This window comes from Mesorhizobium sp. HAY1-8B, assembly GCF_056868045.1.
In genome coordinates this window covers 3,426,054-3,446,680 of the sequence record NZ_CP200321.1, presented here as the reverse complement: position 1 = coordinate 3,446,680, position 20,627 = coordinate 3,426,054, and the positions used below count along the sequence as shown (strand labels likewise).

Here is a 20,627-nt window from a genome sequence, read left to right as displayed (position 1 = left end):
TCGACAGGAAAAACAACGGAATGCGCACGGACACCGGCCAGGTCTTCAAGCTCGAAGACTATCGCCCCAACGACTATCTCATTCCGCAGACCAATCTCACCTTCCGCCTTTCGCCCGAGGCCACAATCGTCACCGCAACGCTGACGATCGAACGCCGCGACGGCGTGTCCGCGGCGGCGCCGTTGGTGCTCGACGGCGATGGACTGATACTCAAGCGCATCGAGATCGACGGCCAGAAGGCAAGTCCGGCGGACCTGCTGGTGACACCTGACCAACTCACCATTCTCAAGCCGCCGGCCACGCGCCGCTTCCAGCTGCTCATCGAAACCGAACTGGCGCCGGCCGGCAACGAAGCCCTGATGGGTCTCTATCGCTCGAACAACGTCTATTGCACGCAATGCGAGGCCGAGGGCTTCCGCCGCATCACCTACTTCCTCGATCGGCCCGATATCCTGTCCGTCTACACCGTGCGGATCGAGGCTCTGCGCGAGGAGGCGGCGCTGCTCCTGTCCAACGGCAATCCGATCGACAAGGGCGATCTCGGCGACGGCTGGCACTATGCCGGATGGCACGACCCCTTCCCCAAGCCGTCCTATCTGTTCGCGCTGGTGGCCGGCAATCTCGGCCAGGTGGCCGACAGTTTCGTCACCACATCCGGCCGCGAGGTCGAACTCGGCATCTATGTCGAGCCCGGCAAGGAGAAGCTCGCCGGCTACGCGATGGACGCGCTGAAGCGGTCGATGCGATGGGACGAGGAGGCATTCGGTCGCGAATATGACCTCGATGTCTTCAACATCGTCGCCGTGTCGGACTTCAACATGGGCGCGATGGAGAACAAGGGCCTCAACATCTTCAACGACAAATATGTGCTGGCCGATCAGGAGACCGCGACGGACGCCGATTTCGCCAATATCGAGGCGATCATCGCGCATGAATATTTCCACAATTGGACAGGCAACAGAATCACTTGCCGAGACTGGTTCCAGCTTTGCCTGAAGGAAGGGCTGACGGTTTTCCGCGACCACGAATTCTCCGCCGACCAACGCTCGCGGGCGGTCAAGCGCATCGCCGAAGTGCGCACGCTGAGGGCGCACCAGTTTCCCGAGGACCAGGGTCCGCTGGCGCATCCGGTGCGGCCGCGCCGCTACCGCGAGATCAACAATTTCTACACGGCGACCGTTTACGAAAAGGGGTCCGAGGTGGTGCGCATGATCCGCACCATCCTTGGGGCGGAAGCCTTTCGCGCCGGCATGGACCTCTATTTCGAGCGGCATGACGGCGAAGCGGCCACGATCGAGGATTTCATCAAGGTGTTCGAGGATGCGTCGGGCCGCGACCTGTCGCAGTTCGCGCTCTGGTATCATCAGGCGGGTACACCCAATCTGACGGTCAGTACGACGCACAATCCGGCCGCGCGGGAGTTCACGCTCGAGATCGAGCAGTCGGTGCCGCCCACCCCCTCCGAAAGCCGCAAGCGGTTGATGCATATACCGCTCGCCTTTGGCCTGATCGGCGCCGGCGGCAAGCCTGTCGAGTACAGCGGGGTCGAGGGCGCCAGCGTCGAGGACGGCGTCATCCATGTCCGCAAGCGCCGCCATATGGTACGCTTTTCAGGCGTTGGGGAACGTCCGGCCGTGTCGCTCAACCGCGGCTTTTCGGCGCCGGTGACGCTGTCGGTCGAGCAGAAGGCCGACGATCAGTTCTTCCTTGCCCGCCATGACAGCGACGCCTTCTCGCGCTGGCAAGCCTTCAATACCCTCCTCACCGATGCGCTGATCGCTGCCTTCCGCGAGATCCTTGGCGGCAAGCAGCCTGACTTCACGCCACGGCTGACCGAGCTTGCCGGCCGCGTCGCCGGCGACGAGACGCTGGAGCCCGCCTACCGGGCGCTGGCGCTGGCGCTGCCTGGCGATGCCGATATCGCGCGCGACATCGGCAAGAACATCGATCCCGACGCCATCCACACGGCCCGACAGGCCCTTGCGCTGGCAATAGCCACGGCGAACCGGGAACTCTTCGCGCAGCTGTATGATCGCCTCGTGGACAAGGCCGCGTTCAGCCCGGATGCGACAAGCGCCGGACGACGCGCCCTGCGCAACGTCCTTTTGGACTATCTCTCGCTGCTGCCGGGCGGTGCGGCACTTGCCGCCGGACATTTCCAGTCCGCCACCAACATGACCGACCGCGCTGCCGCGCTTGCCGTGCTCGCGCATCGTCACCATGGTTCGCCGGAGGCAAACAAAGCGCTGGCGGCTTTCGAAAAGACCTATGCGTCCGACCCCCTGGTCATGGACAAATGGTTCCAGATCCAGGCCAGCGTACCGGGGCCGCAGGCTGTCGACACGGTTCGTGCCTTGACTGCTCATGCAGGCTTTTCCATGGCAAATCCAAATCGGGTACGCTCGCTGATCGGCACATTCTCCAGTGCAAACCAGACCGGTTTCCATCGCCCCGACGGCGAAGGCTACCGGTTCTTCGCGCAAACGGTGCTTGAGGTCGAAAAGCGCAATCCGCAAGTGGCGGCAAGGCTGGCGACGGCACTGAGATCATGGCGTTCGCTCGAACCGGGCCGGCAGGCCAAGGCTAGGGAAGCCCTGCTTTCGATCGCCAATGCCGAAAACCTGTCGGCGGATCTGCGCGATATTGTCGAGCGCACGCTGGCCTAGATACCCTCGGCCTTCTCCCACATGGGAGAGGGCCGAGGCGCGGCGCCTCCAAAACCGATTATTTTAGTCGATTTTTAATCTTTTTTCGCCGGACCACTGGACAAGGCGAATCACCTTTGATTCTTTACTGACGATTCGGAAGTGCGGCGTTTGCCGGATCACAAAGCAGCATAGGCAAATTCGGGGAGTGCCATTTATGGCGAAGGCGGACGCGTGGGGCGCGCCCGGTGGGATGGCTTTTGCGCGTCGCGAGACGCGCGGCGACGGCCTTGCCGGGAATACGCGGCTCATCGCCGAACCGGCCTACAAGCGGCTTCTGGCCGCCGAACCGCTGCTGCGCCGGTCGATACCGGCCCTCATCATCATCTTCCTGCTCGTCATCGCGGCGCTTCGCGTGCTGTCGCTGATGAACGAGCGCGACGACGTCGAGCGTGATGCCAAGGCGATCCTGACACTGGCGGCGGGCCAACTGGCCAGCTCTCTTGCCACCACTTCGGACCCCCTGCCCGGCGCCATCCAGGACCTGCTGGAGACCACCAGCCGTCAGGGCGCGATGGGCCGCAGCCATGTGCTCGTCATCACCGACAGCGCCTTCAAGATCACCGCGGTGACGCCGCGCTCGATCCCCTGGCAAGGCCATTCGCTCGACGGCCTCGTCCAGGGCGGCCAGCCACTATTCATGTTCGGCGACCGCGCTGGCGTCATGGAGGTCAGCATCGGCGGCCAGGACTGGTATGCCGCGGTCAGCGTCGCCAAGGATCGGAAGGGAGCAGCGGCGGCTCTGGTGCCGCAGGACGCAGTCTTCGACACATGGCGCAAGACCGTCTCGCTCAACGTCACGCTGTTCGTGCTGACGGCCGGCGTCCTGATCATCATCCTCTATGCCTATTTCGGGCAGGCGGCGCGCGCACAGGCCGCCGACCGCATCTACCTCGAAGCGCACCAGCGCATCGACATGGCGTTGGTCCGCGGCCGCTGCGGCCTGTGGGACTGGGACATGGTACGCGGCAAGATGTACTGGTCGCGCTCGATGTACGACATGCTGGGCTACGAGCCCTGCGAGACGATGCTGTCCTTCGGCGAGGTCGACGAGATTATCCATCCCGAGGACGGCGACCTGTTCGACCTCGCCAACAGAATTGTCGCCCGCGAGATCGACCACATCGACCAGGTGTTCCGGATGCGGCATGCCGATGGCCAATGGGTGTGGATGCGTGCCCGTGCACAGGTCATGGATCCGGAAGCGCCGGAAATCCAGCTTATCGGCATCGCCGTCGACGTCACCGAGCAGCGCCATCTGGCGCTGCGGTCCGAGGCGGCCGACCTTCGCCTCAGGACCGCGATCGAGAACATCAATAAATCCTTCGTGCTGTGGGATTCGACGCAGCGGCTGATCATGTGCAACTCCAAATACCAACAGGACAACGGGCTCTCGGATCGCGACGTGATGCCAGGCGTGACGCGCGCTTCCCTGGAAGAGCGCATGCTGGCCTTTGCTTCCGAGCGCAGGCTTGCCAACACCAATGGTCCGCAAGGCGGCGCCACTTTCGAACGGCAGCTGTCCGACGGCCGCTGGCTGCAGGTCAACGAACTCAAGACCAGGGATGGAGGCATCGTCTCTGTCGGCTCCGACATCACCCAGATCAAGCTGCATCAGGAGAAACTGGTCGACAGCGAACGCCGGCTGATGGCGACGATCCATGATCTCAGCCTCGCCCGCCGGGCCGAGGAGGAACGGTCTCGCGAACTGGTCGACCTCAACCGCAAATATATGAAGGAAACCGAGCGCGCCGAAGCGGCGAACCGGGCCAAATCCGAATTCCTGGCCAACATGTCGCATGAATTGCGTACACCGCTGAACGCCATCATCGGCTTCTCCGAATTGATGGAACAGGGGCTGTTCGGCCCGCTAGGGTCGGAGCGCTACGAGGAGTACGCAACCGACATCAACAGCAGTGGCAAATATCTGCTCGGCGTGATCAACGATATTCTCGACATGTCCAAGATCGAAGCCGGCCAGTTCTCGCTGGACCAGGAACAGATCGACCTCGGGCCGCTGATCAGCGAGACGGTGCGTGTCGTCTCGCTACAGGCCGCGCAGAAAGCGATCACCGTGGAGACACGCATCGCCGACGCGCTGACCTTGTTCGCCGATCGCCGCGCGATCAAGCAGATCGTCATCAACCTCCTGTCCAACGCGGTGAAGTTCACCGGCCAGGGCGGCCACATATCGGTCAGGGCCCGCAACACGTCGGCAGCCCTGGTGCTGACCATCGAGGACAATGGCTGCGGCATCCCGAAGGAGGCGCTCGGCAAGCTCGGACGGCCCTTCGAACAGGTGCAGAACCAGTTTTCCAAGAACCATGCCGGATCAGGCCTTGGCCTCGCCATCTCGCGCTCGCTGGCCGAGCTCCAGGGCGGCGCGCTGAAGATCCGTTCGACCGAAGGCGTCGGCACGATCGTGTCGGTGCGCATTCCGGTGAAGAAGGCGCCGGCGGCGGTCAGGGCCGCCGCTTGAGCGGCAGGCTCCGAGCGATATCGCTGGAGCCTGGATCAAACAATCTTATTGGACGCTGCCGTCGTCATCCGATTGCCGAGGATGGCCAAAGTGGTGGCCCTTCGGCAGTTCGCTCTTCTCGATCTTGCCGTCATTGTTCTTGTCGAGCATGGCGAACACCTTCTTCTCGCGACCGGTGATGTCATCCGTGGTCAGCGTGCGGTCGCCCCTGGTGTCGTAACGGGCGATGATGCGCCTGGCCATGCGTTCGAAGCGCGCCTTCTCCAGCGCGTCAGCGAGTTGGGCGACGGTCAGCTTGCCGCCATTGGCGGCAGCGAGCTTCTTCAGCCGCGCATTCATGGCGTCCGAAAACTGGTCGAAGGTGATGGCGCCGTCTGAATCGCTCATCGCCTTGTCGAGGCGGGCCATCATGCCGTCGCGCATTTTCGCGCTGGCATTGTTTTCGGCATAGGCGGTGGTGCCGACGGCGCCGGCAAGTGCTGCGAAGGCAAGGGCAAGCTTGGTTGACTTTCTCATGGTCTTCTCCTGTTGCATCGTCACCCCCGATGCGAGAGCGGCGGATCTTCGGTCCTGTTGCCGCTCTATCTCTTTGTCGAGCATCGGATCTTCCCAAAACCGGTTTCCACTTTTGGGTCCGATGCTTCGACAGCTATTTCACGGTCGTCCGGCGCGAAGCAAAAGGTCAAAGTCCTTCCTGACCTTTTGCGACGTCTCCTTGAGGTGTGCTTCCAGCACACCGAAATCCGGCAGGTCGGTAACCGCCAGCAGCAGATCCGAAAGCCCTGGCGGAACGTCGTCGCGCTCAAACGGCCCGGTGAGACAAAGCCGGGTCATCTGGGTCAGCGCTAGGTAAAGTGCGAAGGCGGCAGCAAGCTCCTGCCTGACGCCGGCATCGGCGAAGCCAGGGCCGAGGCGGGACAGAATCTCGGCCGTACCGGTGACACGCGGCCCTTCCTCGACCTGCCCGGTGATGACAGCCACTTGGGCGATGAATTCGAGATCGATGAGCCCGCCGGGGATCAGCTTGATGTCCCAGGGGTCACGCGCCGGCTTTTCCTTCTCGATCATGGCGCGCATGTCCGCGGCCTCGGTCTTCACCTTTGCCGCGTCGCGCTGCTGGCCAAGGACGGAGGCAACTTCCGCTTCGACCTCGGCGCACAGGCCGGCGTCGCCACCAATGGCGCGTGCGCGCGACAGCGCCATGTGCTCCCAGGTCCAGGCCTCCTGGCGCTGATATTTCTTGAAGGCATCGATATGGGTGGCCACCGGCCCCTTGTTGCCCGACGGCCGCAGCCGCAGGTCAAGTTCGTAGAGCACCCCTTCCGCCGTTGGCGCCGATACCGCCGAAATCAGCCGCTGCGTCATGCGGGTGTAATAGTGGGAAGGCGCCAGCGGCTTGTCGCCTTCGGAATCCTCGGCGTTCGCCTCATGGTCGTAGAGCAGGATGAGGTCGACATCCGACCCTGCGGTCAATTCGCGGCTGCCGAGCTTGCCCATGCCGAGCAGCGAAACCACACCGCCAGCGATCATGCCGTGCCGCGCCGAGAATTCGGCGGTCACCGCTTGCAACGCCGCCTCGATGGTGAGATCGGCGAGATCGGAAAAGGCGCGGCCGGCCCGGGCCGGATCGATTGAACCGGCGAGCAGCCGCACCCCGATCAGGAACTTTTGCTCCGAGGCAAAGATGCGCAACCGGTCGAGCACCTCCTCATAGACCCTGTCACCTTCGAGGAAGGCGGAAAGACGTGCCGAGAGATAGGCACGATCAGGCAGTTCGCTGAGAAGAGCGGGGTCGAGCAGGCCGTCGAACACATGCGGCCGGCGTGTAATGATCGCCGCCAGCCGAGGCGCCGCGCCCATGATCGTCGCCATCAGCTTGAGCAGCGCCGGGTTCGACTGCAGCAGCGAGAACAGTTGGATGCCGGCAGGCAGGCCGGCAAGGAATTCGTCGAAACGGATCAAGGCTTCGTCCGCCCGGCGCGTCTGGCCGAAGGCCTTGAGCAAGGCCGGCGTCAATTCCGTCAGCCGCTCGCGCGCCTCCGCCGACTGGGTGACGCGGTAGCGCCCGAAGTGCCAGCCGCGGATGACACGGCAGATGTCGCTCGGCCGCTGGAAGCCGAGACCGTGCAAGGTCTGCAGCGTGTCGGGGTCGTCGACATCGCCGGTGAAGACCAGATTGCCGATGCCCGCCGAAAGCTCGGGTGCCGTTTCGAACAGCGCCGCATAGTGGCGTTCGACCTGCTGCAGCGAGGCGCGGAATGCCAGGGAAAAGGCAGCCGCGTCGGCAAAGCCCAGCATATGGGCGATCCGCTCAAGCCCCTCATCGTCTTCCGGCAGCGTATGCGTTTGCTCGTCGGCCACCATCTGGATGGCGTGTTCGACACGGCGCAGGAACCAGTATTGGCTGGCGAGCGCATCACGCGCCTCAGTGGTGATCCAGCCGCGTGCGGCAAGCTGGCCGAGCATCGGCACGGTTTCGCGGCCGCGTAGTTCAGGGAAGCGGCCGCCGGCGATGAGTTGCTGGGTCTGGACGAAGAACTCGATTTCGCGGATGCCGCCACGGCCGAGCTTGACGTTGTGCCCCTTCACGGCGATCTCGCCATGGCCCTTGTGGGCGTGGATCTGGCGCTTGATCGAGTGGACATCGGCAATCGCCGCGTAGTCCATGTACTTGCGCCAGATGTAGGGCTGCAGCTCCTTGAGGAAAGCAGCACCCGCGGCCAGATCGCCGGCCACCGGACGCGCCTTGATCATCGCCGCACGTTCCCAGTTCTGGCCACGCGCTTCGTAGTAGCGTAGCGCGGCCTCAACGGGGATCGCCAGCGGGGTCGAACCGGGATCGGGACGCAGCCTCAGATCGGTTCGGAAGACATAGCCGTGCTCGGTGCGGTCCTGCAGGATGCGCACCAGTCGTCGCGTCAGTCGCGAAAACAGCTCGGTTGCGTCGAGAGGATCGACGACGGCGGGCGATTCCGGGTCGAAGAAAACGACAAGGTCGATGTCGGAGGAGAAATTCAGTTCATGCGCGCCGAGCTTGCCCATGCCGAGCAGGATCCAGCCCGATTGTCGCGAGGGGGTGTCAAGATCAGGCAGTTTGAGCTTGCCCTGGCCGTGGGCGTCGCGCAGAAGGAAATCGACGGCCGAACGGGTGCAGGCGTCGGCAAGATCGCTCAGCCGCCGCACCGTCAGCGACGTTTCCGCCTCACCGGCGAGATCGGCCAGCGCGATCAGGAAATGCGCCTCGGCCTTGCACTGGCGCAATTCCATCATCAGGCTGGATTCGGAAACTGTCTCTGCCAATGCCGACTGGTCGATCGCGGCGGTGATCGCTTTCAGGCGGGCCTCGACCGGCTGATCGAAAAGAGCATCCAGGATCCGCGGCCGGCGACGCGCCGTATCGCGCAAAAACGGCGAGAGGTCGAAGACAGCAGCCAGGAAATCCTGGCCCTCCCCCTTGGCGTTCAGGAATTTGGCCAGCCTTGTCAGCCCTTCTTCGCGTGCCGCCGCGGCAATGTCGGCCAATTCCTGTCGCGCCTGGCCATCATCGAGCGGGGCGAGCCCAACCGCCGGCTTCAGCAACCAGTCCGTGACCGTCCGTTTCGCGACCGCAGCCATTAGTGATCCTCCCGTGCGGGGAAACTCATGACCACGGATAGTCCCGGATTGCCAGGCAGGAGATCAAGCCGCCCATAGTGGAACGTCATGACCGCCTTGGCGAGGCTGAGGCCAAGGCCGGAACCGGGCTGCGAACGGCTCTTCTCCAGCCGCACGAAACGTTCGGTCGCCCGGGCGCGATCGGCATCGTCCGGAATGCCCTGGCCGTTGTCGGCGACACAAAGCCTGATCTCGCCATGCGTCCGCTTGAGCGTCACACGAACCGCCGGCTTGGACGTGGAATCCGTCGAGTATTTGATGGCGTTATCGACGATGTTGGACAGCGCCTGGCCGATCAGCTCGCGGTTGCCGTCGACGAGAAAAGCACCGTTCACGTCGGCTTCGAGCGAAACGCCAGCCTCTTCAGCCACCGGCTCGTAAAGCTCGACGACATCACGCACCGCCGCCGCCAGATCGACGCGGTTGGTGTGTTCGGACGAATATCCGGCCTCCAGGCGGGAGATCATCAGGATGGCGTTGAAGGTCTTTATCAACTGGTCGGACTCGGCGATGGTGCCTTCCAGCGCCTGGCGATAATCGGCGGGCTTGTGCTTGCCGGAAAGTGTCGCTTCGGCCCGGTTGCGCAGCCGGGTCAGCGGCGTCTTCAGATCATGCGCGATGTTGTCGGAAACCTGCTTCAGGCCTTCGTTGAGCGTCGCGATCCTGGCCAGCATGGAATTGAGGTTTTCCGAAAGCCGGTCGAACTCGTCACCGGCGCCGGTCACCGGCAGCCGGCCCGACAAGTCACCGCCCATGATGCGGCGGCTTGCCTCCGAAACGCTGTCGATGCGCTTGAGCGCGGCGCGGCCGACAAAGAACCAGATCAGGATGCCGCCCAAGCCCATCATGCCAAGCGCCAGCGTCAGCGCACGGCGGATGACAGCGCGGAAACGTTCCGGTTCGCCAAGGTCGCGGCCGACCAGCATGATCATCTGGTTGGGCAGCCGCAGCACCAGTGCAATGGCGTTGTGGCCCTGCGCGCCTTCGGTCTGCTGGGCCGCGCTGCCACCAGTTGCGGGAGGTGTCGTCTGGTCGGTCGTTCCGCTGCGCAGGCGGTCAAGCTCACCTTCTCCGAAGCGTTTGTAGGAGAACGGCTCGGTCGTCCAGCCCTCGGTGTCGATCACCCCCGGTTCGAGGCTCTGCACGTTGCCGGTCAGGATCTGGCCATTGGCGTCGGCGATCAGATAGAGATTGGCGCCTGGCTGACGCGATCGTGCCTCCACCACCCTGACCAGAACCGGCAGGCCACCGCGTTGATAGGCCCGGGCAAGACCGAGCACTTCGTCGTTGATGGTCTCCTGCGTCTGCGACGTCAGCATGCGCGCCGACAGCGAGGTCATGTAGAATACAAGCAGCACGGCGCAGAGCGCGAAGAGCAGGAGGTAGAGCGCCGAGAGCCGCGCTGCCGTCGTCCTCATGATGGCGGGCACGGAAAGCGCCATGCTGCCGCCTAGATCAGCATGACGATTGGTCGAATCGTCATGCTGATCTAGCTCTTTGTTTGAGCATGATCTTTGGACAAACGGAGCCGTTTGTCCGAGAAAACCGGTTCCCATTTTTCGGGATCATGCTCTAGCCGCCCTTCAGCATGTAGCCGGCGCCGCGAACCGTATGCAGGATGGGCTTATCGAAGCCTTTTTCAATCTTGCCGCGCAACCGCGAGACGTGGACATCGATGACATTGGTCTGCGGGTCGAAATGATAGTCCCAGACATTCTCGAGCAGCATGGTGCGCGTCACCACCTGGCCAGCGTGGCGCATCAGATATTCGAGCAAGCGGAATTCGCGCGGCTGCAGCGTGATCTCGCGCGCCGCACGGCGGACCGAATGCGACAGCCTGTCGAGTTCGAGATCGCCAACACGGTAGACTGTTTCAGCCTCCTTGGCGCTGGCGCGCCGGTTCAACACCTCGACGCGGGCCAAAAGCTCGGAGAACGCATAAGGCTTGGTCAGATAATCGTCGCCGCCGGCGCGCAGCCCGGTGACCCGGTCATCGACCTCGCCCAGCGCCGACAGGATCAGCACCGGCGTGGTGTTGCCCCGGGAGCGAAGACCGGCAATGACCGACAGGCCGTCGCGGCGCGGCATCATCCGATCGATGACCATCACGTCATAGTCACCGGCATCGGCAAGCGCGAAACCGGTTTCGCCATCGCCGGCGACGTGGGCGGTATGACCAGCCTCGGCAAAGGCTTTCTGCAGATAATCCGCAGCTTCGCGATCATCTTCTATGACGAGAATCTTCATAGGGCCGTTATACGCGATTTCCCTGGAAGGTTGAGTAGCCGGCATCTGCATTTTAGCCTTTGCCAAAGCGCATCGCGATCAAGATGATCGAGACCAAGCGCGATAAGATCTTGTTCCCTGGTGGTCTTCATCCCGAACATGCCTGCTTTCGGGACATGATCCTGAGATCACCACATCCTCTCGCCCCAGGTCCGAGGGAATGTTTTTAGGCGGCTTCCAAAATGTGCGGCAGCGGGCGATGGGAGGCCCGCTGCCGCTGGAGGAGAGCACGATGACTGACTAACGTACCCGGCTCCATGCTTTCCCATGCGGCGGCTCGGGGGTGTTTGAACCCGCCGCATCGGAAAAGTCGTTGTCAGCCCTTGGCGACAGGCAGCGCGACGAAACGATTGTTGTTGTCGCGGGTGATCTGCATCAGCACCGCCTTGCGGCCGGACTTCACCGCGTCGGTCATCGCCTTGGTGACGTCCTCGGTGCCGTTCACCTCGTTCGAATTGACAGCGGTGATGATGTCGCCCGGCTGGATGCCGCGGTCGGCGGCATCGCTGTCGGGGTCCACATCGGTGACCACAAGGCCCTTGCCGTTTTCGGACTTGGTGACGGTGAGGCCGAGATCGGCCAGCGTGTCGGGCTTTGCCGGAGCGGCGGGTTGCTGTTGCTGGTCGTTCGAAGCCTGCTTGTCGCTGGCCGGCAGCTTGCCGAGATCGACCTTGACCGTCTGGCTCTTGCCGTCGCGCCAGACGGTGACGTCAACCGACTTGCCCGGTGAATACGCACCAATCAGGCGGGCGAGTTCCTTCGGCGATGCAACGTCCTTGCCATCGACCTGGGTGATGACGTCACCAGCGGTGATGCCTGCCTTCTTGCCGGGGCCATCGTCCTGGGCGCTGGACACCAACGCGCCATTGTTGGACTTCAGGCCAAGCGACTCGGCGATATCAGACGTGACCGGCTGGATTTCGACGCCGAGCCAGCCGCGCTGCACCGCACCGCTCTTCATCAGATCGCCGACAACCTGCTTGGCGGTCGAGGCAGGAATATCGAAAGCGATTCCAACGCTGCCGCCCGAGGGCGAGAAGATGGCCGTGTTGATGCCAACCACCTGGCCGTTGAGGTTGAAGGTCGGGCCGCCCGAATTGCCGCGATTGACCGAGGCGTCGATCTGCAGGAAATCGTCATAGGGGCCGGCGCCGATGTCACGACCGCGCGCCGACACAATGCCGGCGGTGACGGTGCCGCCGAGGCCGAACGGATTGCCGACGGCCACCACCCAGTCGCCGACGCGAACCTTGGAATCGTCGGCGAAATCGACATAGGTGAACTTGCCGCCCCCTTCGACCTTGAGTACGGCGAGATCGGTGCGCGGATCGGTGCCGACCAGCTTGGCGTCGAGTTCCTTGCCGTCATTGGTCACTACGGTGAAGGCGGTGCCCTCTTCGACGACATGGTTGTTGGTGACGAGATAGCCGTCCTCGGAAATGAAGAAGCCGGAGCCCTGGGCCACCGGGCGCGGCTGGTCATTGTTGCGGTCGCGGTGACCGAAGCGACGGTGGCCATCGTCATTCTGGCCGCCCTGGTCGCCAAAGCCGCGGAATTCCTTGAAGAAACGGCGCAACTGCGGATTGTTGGGAAGATTGTCGAAGCCATCCTGGTCGTCGGAACCGTCATCGGCGGTCGGCTGGATCTTGGCCTTGACCTTGACGCTGACCACGGCGGGCGAAACACGCTCCACGACATCGGCGAAGCTCGGAACCTGCGGGGCCTCGACACGCACGGCGTCGGCCAGGACGGGGCTGGTTCCACTGGTCAACGCGCCAACACCGATCGCGCCGGCAATGGCGACGGACGCGGCGGCAGCCAGGAGACGCTTACGGGTGCGGGAATATGAATTGGGGGCAATATTCATGGGGTCTCGTATCCTCTTTCAAATGGACCTGCCTTGATCGGCATCCTCGAAGAGAGAGAATTAGAGCGGTCCACATTACAGCGCCATTTCCGACGCATGAAACTTTGGTAATGTTGGCGGGCGCCAGCAGCCGTCAGTCGCGGCGAAGGATGGCGTCCAATGCCGCCTGTTCTTCCGAAGACAGGGACTGAGTCGCCAGGGTTCGGCGCGACCTTGCACTGAGTACAATGAAGACGCCCCCGATCAGCAACAACAGCACAGGCGTGCCCCAAAGCAACGCGTTGCGCAGATCGAAACGCGGCTTAAGCAGCACGAACTCGCCGTAGCGGGAAACCACATAGTCCATCACCTGCTGGTCGGTATCGCCGGCGACGAGGCGTTGGCGCACCAGGATACGCAGGTCCCGGGCAAGATCGGCATCGGATTCGTCGATCGACTGGTTCTGGCAGACCATGCAGCGCAGGCCTTCCGAGAGTGTCCGGGCCCTCGCCTCAAGCACCGGATCGGCCAACATCTCGTCGGGCTTCACCGCCAGCGCCGAGCCGGCGAAGCCAAGCGCCAGCATCAGGACAAGCAATGCGACGGAGAACCTTGCCTTCATGGCAGGCTCGCGGTTGCCACGGCATCGGCCTGCTTGCGCCGCCGCGACGGCGCGCCGACACGCAAGCGCCTGTCCATCAACGACATGGCAGCGCCCGCCATCATCACCAGGCCGCCGCCCCAGATCAGCGTCACCAGCGGCTTCCACCACAGGCGCACCACCACCGATCCGTCCTTGCCCTCGTCGCCGAGCGAAATGTAGAGCTGGGAAAAACCAAGGGTCTTGATACCGGACTCCGTCGTCGTCGTCTGCCGCACCGGATAGAAACGCTTGGCGGAACTGATCACGCCGACAGGACTGCCGCTGACGCCGATCAACTCGAAGCGGCCACGATCCTCGGCGTAGTTCGGGCCCTGCGCCGGGTAAAGCCCGACGAAACGCAGCGTATGGCCTGACAATTCCACCGTCTCGCCGGCGCGCATGGTAAGGATCTTCTCGGTGCCGAAGGAGAGCGTGGCGACAATGCCGAGCAACGTCAGGCCAAGGCCGAGATGGGCCAATGCCGTGCCGAAGACCGAGCGTGGCAGGCCGACGAAGCGCCTGAACATGACGGCCGGTGCAACCGATCCGACACCGGACTTGACGGCAAGGTCGGTAAGGGCTCCGGCGACCAGCCAGACGGCAAGGCCGATGCCGAGGGCGGCGAAAACCGAAGCGCCGTCGATAAACAGGCCAGTGACCAGCATCGCCGCCAGCGCCAGCGCGAAGGCAGCCATCAGGCGCTGCGCCGCGGCGAAGACATCGCCACGCTTCCAGGCGAGCAGCGGTCCGAATGGCACAAGGGCCAGAAGCGGCAGCATCAAGGGGCCGAAGGTCAGGTCGAAGAACGGCGCGCCGACCGAGATCTTGCCGCCGGTGAGCGCTTCCAGCGCCAGCGGATAGAGCGTGCCGACGAGCACGGTGGCGGTCGCCGTGGTCAGGAACAGATTGTTGAGGACGAGCGCGCCTTCACGCGAGATCGGGTGGAACAGTCCGCCGGCCGTCAGCCTTGAGGCGCGCAGCGCGAACAATGCCAGCGAGCCGCCGATGAACAGCGTCAGGATGCATAGGATGAAGACGCCGCGCGTTGGGTCGGTGGCGAAGGCATGCACCGAGGTGAGCACGCCCGAACGCACCAGGAAGGTGCCGAGCAGAGACAGCGAAAAGGTGAGGATGGCGAGCAGCAGCGTCCAAATCTTCAGCGCCGAGCGCTTTTCCATGACGATGGCCGAATGCAGCAGCGCGGTGCCCGCCAGCCACGGCATGAAGGAAGCGTTCTCAACCGGGTCCCAGAACCAGAAACCACCCCAGCCGAGCTCGTAATAGGCCCAGTAAGACCCCATCGCGATACCGCCGGTCAGGAACATCCAGGCGACCAGCGTCCATGGCCGCACCCAGCGCGCCCAGGAGGCATCGATGCGGCCCTCGATGAGGGCGGCGACCGAGAAGGAGAAGCAGATCGAGAAACCGACATAGCCGAGATAGAGCAGCGGCGGATGAATGGCGAGGCCGAGATCCTGCAGGATCGGGTTGAGATCGCGGCCTTCGATCGGCGCCGGGTTGAGCCGGATGAAAGGATTGGACGTCGCAAGGATGAACAGGAAGAAGGCAGCGCCAATGGCGCCCTGCACGGCCAGCACATTCGCGCGCAGCGTCGCCGGCAGGTTGGAGCCGAAAGCCGCGACAAGGGCACCAAAGAAGGTCAGGATCAGCACCCAGAGCAGCATCGAGCCTTCGTGATTGCCCCAGGTTCCGGTGATCTTGTAGATCAGCGGCTGCAGCGAATGCGAGTTTTCCCAGACGCTCGCCACCGAAAAATCGGAGTGCGCGTAGGCACCCGCCAGCGCGACGAAGGACAGCGCCGTCAACGCAAAGCCCGTTATCGTGACAGGACCGCCGACAGCCATCAGGCGCTGGTTGTTCAGCCGCGCGCCGAACAGGGGCACGATCGTCTGCACCAGCGAGAGCGCGAACGCCAGGACCAGGGCGAAATGTCCGGTTTCAACCATGATTGACCCCTGCCCTTCTGCCAGACTCACTCACTCTTGCTCTCCTGCCAGACGCCCTTGGCCTTCAGCCCGTCGGCCACCTCCTTGGGCATGTAGCGCTCATCATGCTTGGCCAGCACGCTGTCGGCAACAAAGACCCCGTCCGGGCCAAAAGTGCCTTCGGTGATGACGCCCTGCTCCTCGCGAAAAAGGTCGGGCAGGATGCCGGTATAGGTGACCTTGACCGATTTATGCGTGTCGGTGACGGAAAAGGCGACTGTCGCGCCCTGCCCGCGCTGGATCGTGCCTTTTTCGACCAAACCGCCGAGCCTGATGCGCTGGCCGGGCTGGACGCTGGCGGTGGTGAGGTCCGCCGGCATGTAGAAATAGGACGCCTTCTGGCCAAGCGCGTAGAAGGTCAGCCCGGTGGCGGCGCCCAGGAAAGCCAACCCACCGACGATCACCGACAACCGTTTCTGCTTGCGTGTCATGACACGTTCTACTCCGTCGCCGCCAGGCCGAGCGAGGCGGCAAAGGCGGTGAATTTCTTGGCCTCGTCACTGCCGGGGCCAAAGACGGCAATGGCGCGACCCAGCGCCTCGCGCGCCTGGTTGGCCTTGCCCAGCACGACATAGGAACGAACGAGCCGCATCCATCCTTCCGGGTCACGCGGATTTTGCCGCAGTTTTTCATCGAGGCCGGCGACCATCGTGTTGATCATGGCTTCGCGATCCTGCGGCGACATGGAGGACGCAGCGTCGACATCCGCGGCATCGGGACCTTTTGCGTCAGCGCCGGAAGCGACTTCGGGGCTGGCGGACTTGGCCAGCGCCTGCTCGACGGACCCGCGCCAAGGCGAGTCGGGCGGCAAGGTGGCCAGCATGGTTTGCCAGGCCGTGACCGCGTCCTTGTTTCGCCCCTCCTGCGCCAAGGCCATGGCCAGATAGAAGCGGGCTTTCGCGTTGGCCGGATCGAGCTTGAGCGCCGCCTCGAAGGCATCCTGGGCATCGGCGGAAACAATGCCGCCGGCCGCACCGGCGATCGCCTCGCCGAGGCCGGCCTGGCGAACCGCGCTATCTCCGTCGAGGCGGATGGCATTGCGGTACGCCGCCACCGCCTCGGAAAAGCGCTGCATGCGCAGATAGACTGGGGCCAGCACATCCCAACCCCGGCCGTCGGAAGGATTGGCGGCAAGGTGGGCCTCGGCCCGCGCAACCAGTTCGTCGACCGAGCTGTCGGCCGGATTCTTTGTCAACCGGTCGCTGAGCGGCTGCGACGGCAAATCAGGCGAGCCAATCTGGCTGTAGAGACCCCAGCTGACCAGCGGTACAGCCAGTACGGCCACTGTCGCGACAAGTCTTGCGGAAAAAAAAGCCTGCCTGGCCGACGTCTTGCCGGCCGCATCCGCATTGTCGAGGCGAAGGATGCGGCGCGCGATTTCGGCGCGCGCCTCGGCCGCTTCGACCGGCTGGATCAAGCCGCGTGCGACATCACGGTCAAGCTCGGACAATTGATCGCGATAGACTTCCAGATCGTGATCGCCGCTCGACGACGCGCCCCTGGCGCCTCCGGCCAGCGGCAGCAGCACCGCCAGGCTCGCACCGAGCGTCAGTATCGCGGCTATGACCCAGAACAGCATGGTTCTTCCAATAACGGCAGAGCCCTGCCCTGCCAACACAGGCATCCTGCGACGCTTTGACGGTCAGCGCGCCGAATGTCCTTGATCGACGTCAACCGGCCGGATTCCAACCAGAGCCGATCCGATCTTTGTTTTGTGCATGTCGTTGTCCCAAAATCGCTGCGCGCTTTTGGGCGACATGCAGCTTTCAGGTCAGCGGCGTCCAGCTGCCGTCGGCGTTGCGGCAAGCGGTTCCGCGCGCCGTGACGCCGGCTCCACCCGTGAAGACGGTCTGCGTGTACTGGCGGCAGTCTTGCGAACCAACACGATAGGGTTGGGCCGGAACGACCTCGCCATAGCGGGATGCCTGATCGCCCTTCCACGCCACCTTCTGGCCGCTCGTCGTATATTCGAGCGCCTTGTATTCCGCCTCGAGAGCGCTGCGTTTTTCGGATTCACTGAGGCCGGCACCGATCGAGCCGCCAATGAGGCCGCCACCCATCGCCGAAATGATCGATTTGGTGACTTTGCCATTCGCTGGAGGCGTCGACGCTGGTGTCGGCGCCAAGGTTGGGCCCTTGCCGCTCAAGGTGGTGCAGCCGGAGACGGCCAGGAGTGCGGAAACGAGCGCGACGCGAATCTTCATGCCAACAACCGGTTTTCTTGAATTGGAGCCTGCCATGGATGCGCCGGGGGCCGCGTCATCGGAGAAGTAGACGTGGCCATAGTATTGATATTTGTCGGAAATTTGGCCGCTGCCGGCCGCTCCGGGACCAATCGATATACCGTCATGATGTGCGCCGTCCATCGCTGCCGATCGGCCCTGAGTAGCATTACTGAAGGCTCCGCAATCGCACCACCGCCTTCAGTCCGCCCATGCCGGACCGTTCGAGCGCCAGAACGCCTCCATACTCGTTGATAAGGTCGGCGACAATGGCAAGCCCCAGACCCGTTCCCGGTTTTGTCTCGTCCAGGCGCCTTCCACGCTTCAGCGCGTCGCGCGCCTTGTCCTCGGGGATGCCCGGGCCGTCATCCTCGATGCTGATCTCGAAAAAATTGTCATCCTTGCTGGCCAAGGACACAACCGAGACCGACACGGCGCTTTTTGCCCATTTCATCGCATTTTCGAGAAGATTGCCAAGCAGTTCCTCGAGGTCCTCGCGCTCTCCGGCAAAGACGATCTCGGTGGCCGGCAGCGACAGCGACAGGCTGGTCTGCGGGTTGAGCTTCTGCAAGACCCGCACCATGCGCTGGACCAGCGGCGCCACCGGCGTGCGATAGACGACGCTGTCGCGCTGCGCAGCGACGCGGGCGCGCTGCAGGTAATGGTCAACCTGCTTCTGCATCGAGGCGGCCTGTTCGGCGATCAATTGTCCCTTGGCGCCGCCAAGTGCCCTGCCCTCGTTGAGCAGCACGGCAAGCGGCGTCTTCAGCGAATGGGCGAGATTGCCGACCTGGGTTCGCGAGCGCTCGACGATGCGTTTGTTGTTCTCGATCAAGGCGTTGGTTTCGTTGGCCAACGGTTCGATCTCGGCCGGGAAGCGGCCGTCGAGCCTCTGTGCGGTGCCTTCGCGCACCATGGCAAGTGCGTTCCTGACCCTGCGCAGCGGCTGCAAGCCGAGCAGGATAGCGATCGCGTTGATGGCGATCATGCCGACGCCGAACAGGCTGAGATAGGTCAGCAGGCGGCGCTGAAAGGTAGCGATCTCCTGTTCGAGTTCGCTCTGGTTGCCCATGACACGAAAACGCGCGGCGCGGTTCTTGGCGTCGAGGACGAATTCGCTCTCGAACACTTCGAGCTGCTCACCGTCGATGCCTTCGGCCGCATAGCTGCGCTGGAAGCTGGCATTGAAGGGCACGTCGGCCACGCTCGGCGACGGGATCTTGCTTGTCATCGACGACGAGTGAAGGTCGCCATGCACACCTTCCGAGGCAGGCTCGACCGACCAGTACCAGCCCGAATTCGGCTCCGAGAAGCGGAGGTCTCCAAGGTCGGGAGCACCGGTGAGCGCTCCCGTGTCGGAAATGCCGATGGAACCGATCAGGTTGAACAGATGCGCCGACAAAAGGCTGTCGAAGCCACGCTCGCTGGCCTGGCGATAAAGCGTGGTGATCAGGGTGAAGATGACGACAAGGGTCAGGATCGCCCATACGGTGGAAAAGGCGATCACGCGGAACGTCAGCGAACGCGGCCACAAACGCAGCGAAAGCGGCGCCCTTGCGGTTGGTTTGATCGGTTCCGAGTTACGCCTCCGGCTCACGCATGCGGTAGCCCATGCCACGCACGGTTTCGATCATGTCGATGCCCATCTTCTTTCGCAACCGCCCGACAAACACCTCGATGGTGTTGGAATCGCGGTCGAAATCCTGGTCGTAGAGATGCTCGACCAGTTCGGTGCGCGAGACGACCTCGCCCATATGGTGCATCAGATAGGCAAGCAGGCGGAATTCGTGCGAGGTCAGCTTCAACGGCACGCCGTCGACATCGGCCTTCGATGCCTTGGTGTCGAGGCGGAGCGGCCCGCAGGTGAGTTCGGACGAGGCATGGCCGGCGGCGCGGCGGATCAGCGCCCTGACCCTCGCCAGCACCTCCTCGATATGGAACGGCTTGGTGACATAGTCGTCCGCTCCGGCATCGATGCCGGAGACCTTGTCGCTCCAGCGGTCTCGCGCCGTCAGGATCAGCACAGGCATCTTGCGGCCGCCCCGGCGCCAGCGCTCGACCACGCTGATGCCGTCCATCTGGGGCAGGCCAATGTCGAGCACGACGGCATCATAGGGTTCGGTGTCGCCGAGGAAATGGCCTTCCTCGCCGTCAAAGGCGCGGTCGACGACATAGCCGGCGTCGACCAGCGCGTCCGCTATCTGCCTGTTGAGATCCTTGTCATCCTCGACGACGAGTACGCGCATGCGGAGATCGACACCTGTTGAAGAGTTCGTTCAGATTGAAGACTGGCAGATATAGGCCGATTCCGACGGCCTGGGAAACGTGGCCCGTAAGATGGAGCATTGGGTCAGTTTTGCGGGACGATAATCTCGGAACGGCGCGGACGCTGTCCGTCCTTGCCTGGCACCAGCACGACGATAACGCAGACCGGCTGGCCTCCGCGTGTCGACTGTGAGGCCTTGGCCAGCGTTCCGCCATTCTGCTCTGCCACCTGCTGGCCGATCGCGTAGCAGTCGGACGCAGCCAGGACGATCGAGCTGCTCTGGTCTGGCGCGATCACCGGCATCGCCATCGCCTGCGACGCGAGCAGCCCGGCAGCACTGAGCGCCAGGGTCGCGGTTCGAAAGAGGGAGCGAAACGTTTTCATGGTCGGCGTTGTAACGCATCTGTGCTGAACGTGAAATGAACAGTGATCGACACGAAAATCATTCCCGCTAGTCCCCCTGAAACGCGAGATGCCCGATGGTGATTTCGACGCCCCAACCCGACGAAATCCCGGAAAT

General features: G+C 63.3%; 15 protein-coding genes. 2 read left to right on the top strand and 13 right to left on the bottom strand.

Going from position 1 to position 20,627, the window contains the following annotated elements; genetic code table 11:
• The first annotated feature begins 20 nt into the window (after nt 1-20).
• Both pepN and AC1VON_RS16075 read left to right on the top strand, forming a co-directional pair.
• On the top strand, nt 21-2,666 hold the full coding sequence (pepN, locus tag AC1VON_RS16080) for an aminopeptidase N (protein ID WP_483124169.1): 2,646 nt from the start codon (nt 21-23) through the stop codon (nt 2,664-2,666).
• Nucleotides 2,667-2,862: 196 nt separating this feature from the next.
• On the top strand, nt 2,863-5,184 hold the full coding sequence (locus AC1VON_RS16075) for a PAS domain-containing sensor histidine kinase (protein ID WP_483124168.1): 2,322 nt from the start codon (nt 2,863-2,865) through the stop codon (nt 5,182-5,184).
• A 45-nt stretch (nt 5,185-5,229) separates the two neighbouring features.
• On the opposite strand, the gene AC1VON_RS16070 is transcribed toward AC1VON_RS16075, so the two are convergent.
• The 13 genes from AC1VON_RS16070 to AC1VON_RS16010 all read right to left on the bottom strand — a co-directional run bounded on the left by AC1VON_RS16070 (nt 5,230) and on the right by AC1VON_RS16010 (nt 20,491).
• Nucleotides 5,230-5,700, bottom strand: coding sequence for an EF-hand domain-containing protein (locus AC1VON_RS16070; protein WP_172351249.1), 471 nt, complete (start codon nt 5,698-5,700; stop codon nt 5,230-5,232).
• A gap of 138 nt (nt 5,701-5,838) precedes the next feature.
• On the bottom strand, nt 5,839-8,799 hold the full coding sequence (locus AC1VON_RS16065) for a bifunctional [glutamine synthetase] adenylyltransferase/[glutamine synthetase]-adenylyl-L-tyrosine phosphorylase (RefSeq protein ID WP_172351250.1): 2,961 nt from the start codon (nt 8,797-8,799) through the stop codon (nt 5,839-5,841).
• Nucleotides 8,799-10,280: a sensor histidine kinase gene (locus AC1VON_RS16060; RefSeq protein ID WP_172351251.1), complete on the bottom strand. Its 1,482-nt coding sequence runs from the start codon at nt 10,278-10,280 to the stop codon at nt 8,799-8,801. The genes AC1VON_RS16065 and AC1VON_RS16060 overlap by 1 nt, the downstream gene beginning before the upstream one ends.
• Before the next feature lie 130 nt (nt 10,281-10,410).
• Nucleotides 10,411-11,085, bottom strand: a complete 675-nt coding sequence (locus tag AC1VON_RS16055) for a response regulator transcription factor (RefSeq protein WP_027041628.1) — start codon at nt 11,083-11,085, stop codon at nt 10,411-10,413.
• Between the two features lie 355 nt (nt 11,086-11,440).
• Complete coding sequence (locus AC1VON_RS16050; RefSeq protein ID WP_172351252.1) at nt 11,441-12,991, bottom strand: Do family serine endopeptidase; 1,551 nt, start codon at nt 12,989-12,991, stop codon at nt 11,441-11,443.
• Between the two features lie 133 nt (nt 12,992-13,124).
• Nucleotides 13,125-13,592: a cytochrome c-type biogenesis protein gene (locus AC1VON_RS16045; RefSeq protein ID WP_172351253.1), complete on the bottom strand. Its 468-nt coding sequence runs from the start codon at nt 13,590-13,592 to the stop codon at nt 13,125-13,127.
• The gene (locus AC1VON_RS16040; RefSeq protein ID WP_172351254.1) at nt 13,589-15,580 is read right to left on the bottom strand and encodes a heme lyase CcmF/NrfE family subunit; all 1,992 of its coding nucleotides are present in this window, start codon (nt 15,578-15,580) and stop codon (nt 13,589-13,591) included. Before AC1VON_RS16040 ends, AC1VON_RS16045 begins: the two co-directional genes overlap by 4 nt.
• 26 nt (nt 15,581-15,606) lie before the next feature.
• The gene (gene ccmE, locus AC1VON_RS16035) at nt 15,607-16,050 is read right to left on the bottom strand and encodes a cytochrome c maturation protein CcmE (RefSeq protein WP_027041623.1); all 444 of its coding nucleotides are present in this window, start codon (nt 16,048-16,050) and stop codon (nt 15,607-15,609) included.
• A gap of 8 nt (nt 16,051-16,058) precedes the next feature.
• A complete protein-coding gene (gene ccmI / locus AC1VON_RS16030; RefSeq protein WP_172351255.1) occupies nt 16,059-17,198 on the bottom strand; it encodes a c-type cytochrome biogenesis protein CcmI in 1,140 nt (379 codons plus the stop codon).
• A 187-nt stretch (nt 17,199-17,385) separates the two neighbouring features.
• Nucleotides 17,386-17,823 carry a hypothetical protein gene (locus AC1VON_RS16025; protein ID WP_172351256.1) on the bottom strand — a complete coding sequence of 146 codons (438 nt, stop codon included), beginning with the start codon at nt 17,821-17,823 and terminating at the stop codon, nt 17,386-17,388.
• A gap of 187 nt (nt 17,824-18,010) precedes the next feature.
• Entirely contained in the window at nt 18,011-19,438 is a 1,428-nt protein-coding gene (locus AC1VON_RS16020) for an ATP-binding protein (protein WP_172351257.1), read from the bottom strand.
• Nucleotides 19,422-20,087, bottom strand: coding sequence for a response regulator transcription factor (locus AC1VON_RS16015; RefSeq protein ID WP_056563567.1), 666 nt, complete (start codon nt 20,085-20,087; stop codon nt 19,422-19,424). Before AC1VON_RS16015 ends, AC1VON_RS16020 begins: the two co-directional genes overlap by 17 nt.
• 104 nt (nt 20,088-20,191) lie before the next feature.
• Entirely contained in the window at nt 20,192-20,491 is a 300-nt protein-coding gene (locus tag AC1VON_RS16010) for a hypothetical protein (protein ID WP_172351258.1), read from the bottom strand.
• Nucleotides 20,492-20,627 lie beyond the last annotated feature (136 nt).